At 32.8% G+C, this 6420-nt stretch carries 5 protein-coding genes and 1 pseudogene; 2 read left to right on the forward strand and 4 right to left on the reverse strand.

The window, feature by feature from the left end; genetic code table 11:
- Both EUBIFOR_RS02425 and EUBIFOR_RS13485 read left to right on the forward strand, forming a co-directional pair.
- A partial coding sequence (locus EUBIFOR_RS02425; protein ID WP_003864313.1) for a zinc ribbon domain-containing protein occupies positions 1 to 187 on the forward strand: 187 nt, incomplete at its 5' end.
- Positions 188 to 328: 141 nt separating this feature from the next.
- Positions 329 to 1429 (forward strand): annotated as a pseudogene (locus EUBIFOR_RS13485) (ATP-binding protein); the annotation flags it as partial.
- Between the two features lie 307 nt (positions 1430 to 1736).
- Here the strand turns inward: EUBIFOR_RS13485 and EUBIFOR_RS02435 are convergent.
- From EUBIFOR_RS02435 to EUBIFOR_RS02450, 4 genes are all read right to left on the reverse strand, one after another.
- Positions 1737 to 3479, reverse strand: a complete 1743-nt coding sequence (locus EUBIFOR_RS02435; protein WP_003864316.1) for an ABC transporter ATP-binding protein — start codon at positions 3477 to 3479, stop codon at positions 1737 to 1739.
- 1 nt (position 3480) lies between these two features.
- Positions 3481 to 5235: an ABC transporter ATP-binding protein gene (locus EUBIFOR_RS02440; RefSeq protein ID WP_003864317.1), complete on the reverse strand. Its 1755-nt coding sequence runs from the start codon at positions 5233 to 5235 to the stop codon at positions 3481 to 3483.
- Positions 5236 to 5303: 68 nt separating this feature from the next.
- Positions 5304 to 5930: a TetR/AcrR family transcriptional regulator gene (locus EUBIFOR_RS02445; RefSeq protein WP_040466086.1), complete on the reverse strand. Its 627-nt coding sequence runs from the start codon at positions 5928 to 5930 to the stop codon at positions 5304 to 5306.
- A gap of 93 nt (positions 5931 to 6023) precedes the next feature.
- Entirely contained in the window at positions 6024 to 6230 is a 207-nt protein-coding gene (locus tag EUBIFOR_RS02450; RefSeq protein ID WP_244264148.1) for a hypothetical protein, read from the reverse strand.
- Positions 6231 to 6420 lie beyond the last annotated feature (190 nt).

A 6420-nucleotide genomic window follows, 5' to 3' on the forward strand; every position in this document is an offset into this window, starting at 1 on the left:
AAAAGTGATCAAGAAAGTAGACACATTCTATGCGAGCAGTCAGACCTGTCATTGTTGCGGATATAAGAATGAAGGAACAAAAGATTTAAATGTAAGAGAATGGATATGTCCAAAATGCCATTCAAATTATGACAGAGATGTAAATGCATCCATCAATATATTGATGCAAGGCATATTAGCAAATTAGCTAAAAAAACCGCAGGAACTGCGGGGATAGCTTGGTAAGAAAGGTTTCGATAGAAACCTGTTCCCAAGAATCTCATCACTTCAGTGATGAGAGGTTCAAGATAGTGATTTAATTAAAATCATTACGTGAGTCAGAAGATGTGGAAAATCCATCATATTGGAACAAATCAATACTGAAATCGCAAAAAAATCATCAAATATAATTTATCTTGATTTTGAAGATCGTGCCGTTACATCTAATTTAACCTCATGGCAAGACATTGTAGACTATATTGACAACAATCGTGATACAAATGAATTATGCTATGTTTTCTTAGATGAAATTCAAACAATTGATAATTGGTCTGTCGCATGTAAAACACTTCGAAAACATAATTGTTCATTATTTATTACCGGATCCAATTCCAAGCTATTATCTCGTGAATTCACTAAAGAATTATCAGGTCGCTATGTCGCATTTCATATTCGTCCATTTGTATATAGAGAATTATATGAATATGGAAAAGAATTAAACAAAAAAATTTCTCTAACGGATTATTTAGTATGGGGAGGCTTTCCTAAACGAATTGAATTTGATTCTTTAGAAGCTCAAAAAAGATACTTGAATGATTTAGATGAAACCATTGTTTCGAATGATATAATCAATCGCTATAAAATTCGAAAATCCGAAGATTTTAAAAAGGTTGTTAATTTCATTTTAATATCAAATGCAAGAAATTATTCCGTAAAATCTATTTGCGATTATATGAATACGCATGGCACAAAATGCAGTATAAATACCGTCAAGAAATGGATTGGCTATTTAGAAGAGGCTTATATTATTGAACCAATCAAACAATATTCTTCTAGAACAAAAACAGAATTGGAGTATCCTACAAAAATTTATAATTGTGATGTTTCGTTAAATTCGATTCGTAAATTAAACAATCGTTATGATTTAACGCATAATCTAGAAAATATAATATACAATGAACTTATATATATGGGATATAGTCTTACCGTCTATGACAATAAGGGAAAGGAAATTGATTTTCTAGCTCAAAAAGACAATCTAAAGTATTATATCCAAGTCGCATATAGTGTTGCCGAAGATAAAGCGTATGAACGTGAATTCAAAGCTTTTAATGGTGTTAGTCAAATAGATAAAAAAATCATCATCACAATGGATGATATTGATTATTCTACAAGTAATATACAACATATTAAATTTAAAGACTTCTTATTCTTAGAAAATTTAAAATAGCGGACTGAAGTGAACCCCTAAAGTTGGACAAACTTAGGAGGTTCACTTTTTATATGAAATTAACTTATGAACAAAAGCTAAAAGCTTACAAAGATTGGAAAAGCAATCTTAAGTCACCGAGAACTATAGCTAAAGAATTACATGTGAAGCATTCGACAGTCGAATATTTTTTAAAGTCAGCTGATAGACATAGTACCATTTATTAATTATTATCGTCTTCACAAGATTTGTATAACTCAAAATAAAAGAAACATCAGCATCTGAATTCACTAATGTTTCTATCAATATATTTTTCACCACTCTTGTATCAATCATTCGCAAGTTTCCAGCTTACTGCCTGCTCTCTAGAATCTACAAAACGTTTATAAATACCCTCTTGTTTCATCAATTGATTGTGTGTTCCTTGTTGTACAATTCTTCCCTTATCTATCACAACAATTTGATCCGCGTTTCTGACGGTTTTTAATCTATGTGCAATCATAATAATTGTCTTTTCTTTTGTCAAAGCATCGATTGCTTCCATTAATTCCTTTTCATTTTCTGGATCCACATTGGCTGTTGCCTCATCCAAAATAATAATAGGTGCATCCTTCATAATGGCACGCGCAATGGAAATACGTTGTTTTTCACCACCAGAAAGAGTGGCTCCACCTTCACCAATAACTGTATTATATCCATCTGGCAATTGACTTATAAACTCATGGCAACAAGCTTTCTTAGCTGCCATTACAACTTGTTCATGAGTAGCTTCTTGATTGCCGAATTTAATATTATTTTCAATGGTATCCGCAAACAAATACACTCTTTGAAATACAAACGCAAAGTTATTCATCAAACTATTCATACTATAATCCTTTACATTTATACATCCAAGACTCACTTCACCTTCATCTACATCCCAAAATCTCGCAATCAAATTGCACAATGTAGATTTACCTCCTCCAGAAGGACCTACAATCGCTGTAGTTGTTTTTTCTGGAATCGACAAGGATACATCATCAATGATTTTTCGCTTATCATAAGAAAATGAAACATGATCCAATTGAATATCATGACTCTTGGGTTCTATTTCCCTTCCTTCAATATCCATCGAATTCAATGCAAGAATATCATTGGCTTTATCTACACAGACACTTACCACATGTAAAAGGGATGAATAATTTCCAGCTGTTTCTAAACTTGAATAAAGTATAAAAGCCGAAACGCTCATACCAATCGCATACACCGAATTCATTGTTCCATTAATATAAAATGCAGCACAACAAACAATGATAATTGTCCCAGTAATCTTTGTCACAATACCCTGAAGAAAATGATAAGGTACAAATACAAGTTCCATTTTTGTATTGATTCTTGCACATGCATCATTGGCATCATTCAATCGTTTTGCCTGTTTACCCAATAAGTTATAAGATTTTACTTCCGAAATACCTTGCACATATTCCATGATTTGATTCACAAGTTCTGTATCACACTGCACCTTTTGTTCTGAATCTTTTTTACCAGCTTTTTGCATAATTGAATTGATCACAAAAAATACAATGACACCTAATAACGATATCAATCCAATTCTTACATCAAAAATTAGAATCATACATATAATCATTGTAGTTTCTAAAATTCCCTGCATCGTAAGCATTACCACTCTTGATGCAACATCTCCAAGTACTTCCATTGTATTTGTCGTAACAGAAGCAATCTCACCAATACTATTTGAATTAAAATATCCCATTGGAAGATAGCGAAGATGTTCTGCAATCTTAATTCGCATAAATGCACTCGCATTATATCCACCTTCGGTTTGAAGTATAGACGAAATTCTTTTACAAATAACATCCACCACAATCGCAATAATCATAATGATCAATGACCCGAAAATATATTTACCCATTGATTTGCCTTCAATCAAGCCCATCAAAATATACATAATAGCCGGTATTTTCATAGCTGAAGCAAGTGCTTCTACTAATCCAATTCCTATTGATAATTTAAATTTCTTACTGTTTTCTTCACCAGAAAATTTAAAGAATTTTGCCAAGATTTCAAACATATTATTCCCCCTCCTTTACTGTATCCTTCACAGAAATGTGTGCATTCCACATATCTTTATAAAGTGAACAAGACAAAAGAAGTTGTTCATGTTTTCCATGTGCTACTACATTTCCATCATTTACCACAAAGATTTGATCACTGTCTTTTATTGTAGAAAGCCTATGCGCAATCACAATCAATGTTTTTCCTTCTACAAGTTTAGCGATAGAATTTTGAAGAATTGCTTCATTTTCAGGATCCGTATACGCTGTAGCCTCATCTAAAATCACAATAGGTGCATCTTTTAACATGGCTCTAGCGATAGAAATACGTTGTCTTTCTCCTCCAGATAGATGACCACCAGCACCACCGACAATCGTATCAAAACCATTTTCCAACTGCATAATAAAGTCGTAACAACCACTCTTTTTTGTGACTTCAATTATATCTTCATCACTCGCATTGGGATTTCCTTGACGAATATTTTCACGAACCGTTTCATTAAACAAATAATTATCCTGTGCTACATATGCGATTTTTTGATTAAAGTCCATAAGAGACATTTGTTTGATATCTACACCACCAATTTTTATACTTCCAGAATTCACATCCCATAAAGACGCAATCAACTTTGCGATTGTTGACTTACCACTTCCAGAAGGACCCACAATCGCATTGACACTTCCAGCCTTACATTCCATATTTATACCATGAAGAATTTCTTTATCATGATAACCAAACTTAACATCTGATAGTTCGATCGAATTATCTTTTGGCACAGATGTACTTTTATATGGCCTATTTAACTCAGGCTGATCTAGAATTCCAACAACCTCGTCAACAATGACACCAATCTTTCCCAAATCATCTGTATAAGAAAAAGCTGTGATCAATGGTCCGGCAATACCTAGTGATAAAATGATGCATAAGATAAAATCCGGCATTGTAAGTGTGCCATTTTCAACATAATGAGCTCCAAAAGGAAGCACAGTCAATAATGTATAGGGAGTTATTGTCATCATGAGTGCATGATAAATAGAACATTTTTTCATCCAGGAAATAAAAGAATTGGCATAGGCCTTGGCAGCACTCGTAAATTTCGCATAAGAACTCTCTGTTTTTCCAAAAGCTTTAATGACTTCGATTCCATCAATATATTCAACGGCCGCATCATTTAAGTCTTTTGTTGCGTTTACTGTCTTCTCAAAGTTTGGTTTAAAATCAATCATCATTCCAAAATAAGACAAAAAACCGATAATAATGGGTAATAATGACCAAAGAGCCAATCTATAGTCGATCGTAAAAAAGTAGATCAACACAACGACAGGTCCCATAAGATTTGAAGTAAATTCAGGAATAATATGTGCTAGCGTTGTTTCAATACTATCAATTCTTTCCACCATAATATTCTTAAATGTACCTGACGAAGTATCTTTCACATATCCTAGTGGCACTCGTGCTAGCTTTTCAAAACACGCCTTACGAATGTTTGAAAGCACAGTAAACGTAGCCTTATGCGAAAGAGTTGTTGAGAGTGAATGACAAAACTCGGCCACAATAAAGGAAATAGCTATGCATATTGAATTTTTTAGATATGTATTAAAATCTTTATTCCCCTCTAAAAACATCCTTACAATCGTTGCGATAAGAAAATAAGGAATGATTTTAAAAATCACATTACCCATTCCAAGTATGACACTCCATACATAATCCATTTTCTTTTGTCCAGCCCACTCTAGTATCCAACGCATTGTAGATTTCTTTTTTTCTTCCATACAAATACCCTCCTAATTATTAGTCGTGACTAACTGCATTGTTATAAGTATAGGTGGCAATTGCCACCTTATTTAAATTGAATATTCCAAATTCTTTCCCAACCACCTGTATTAAATTCTTTTAATTGATAAACATTTTTCTTAGCTATCTCTTTATCCATATCGTGTTCAACTATTTGCAGTACAGATGAGAAAAAACCAGTATATATCATATGCATAAGACTTTCATCAACTTTTAGTAAATCCATTCCAGACTCCTTCATAATCTGCATATATTTCTTGGTTGCCTTCATTTCTTTATTCACCATGTTATGAATAAAAGCTTCATATTTCCCACTATCTCCACATTTAAACAACAATCTAAAATGATCATAATGCTCATAAATATAGTCAATCATCTGATTTGTTCCATCATTGGCTGCATTTGACATATTGTTTGTCTGATCATGAGCAGAAAGCTTTTCAAAATCAGCTAATATCCCATCATATATTTCATATATATGCTCTATATACGGATCAATTAATGCATCAAAAAGCATTTCCTTAGTCGGATAATACTTATAAAAAGCTCCCGTTGTAAGTCCTGCATCTTTCACAATACTTCTTAAAGAAGCACCACTAAATCCATCTCTTAAGAAATGTTTGATGGCAGTATCCAATATTTTTTCTCTTGTTTTCTCAGCTTTTTCCGACATATAAATCTCCATCAAAAAATATAACAGCGTTATATCACACTGTTATATTATTCTTATCCATAGAGATTTGTCAAGTATATAAATTGAAATTTACTATTCCCCTATTACTTTGAAGCAGACTACTAAACCACAAATAAATAGTGTTATACAAGCAATGAATGGAATTATTAAGTCTAATCCCAACAAACTACCTAAAACTCCAGTAATCCCGTTATAATCCCATTGATGAAGTGTTGCTGAGCACAAAATAGCTATTGAGCCAAGAAACCCCATAAGTTGCCAAGCAATGCCTAATATCATTTTTTTCACACAATCACACTCCCTTATTTTATCCAATTACATCCGTAATGGCCTTAACACCTTTACCTACAAAACTAATGACTTTCTCATTGAATACACTTCCATCTTTTAATATTTTGACATTCGCAAGACCTAGTTGATCATTCTTTTTAGGTTCTGTACTCCCTGAAAGTGTCATCCATTTAATTTG

Origin of the sequence: Holdemanella biformis DSM 3989, from assembly GCF_000156655.1 — a bacterium.
Taxonomy (GTDB): domain Bacteria; phylum Bacillota_I; class Bacilli_A; order Erysipelotrichales; family Erysipelotrichaceae; genus Holdemanella; species Holdemanella biformis.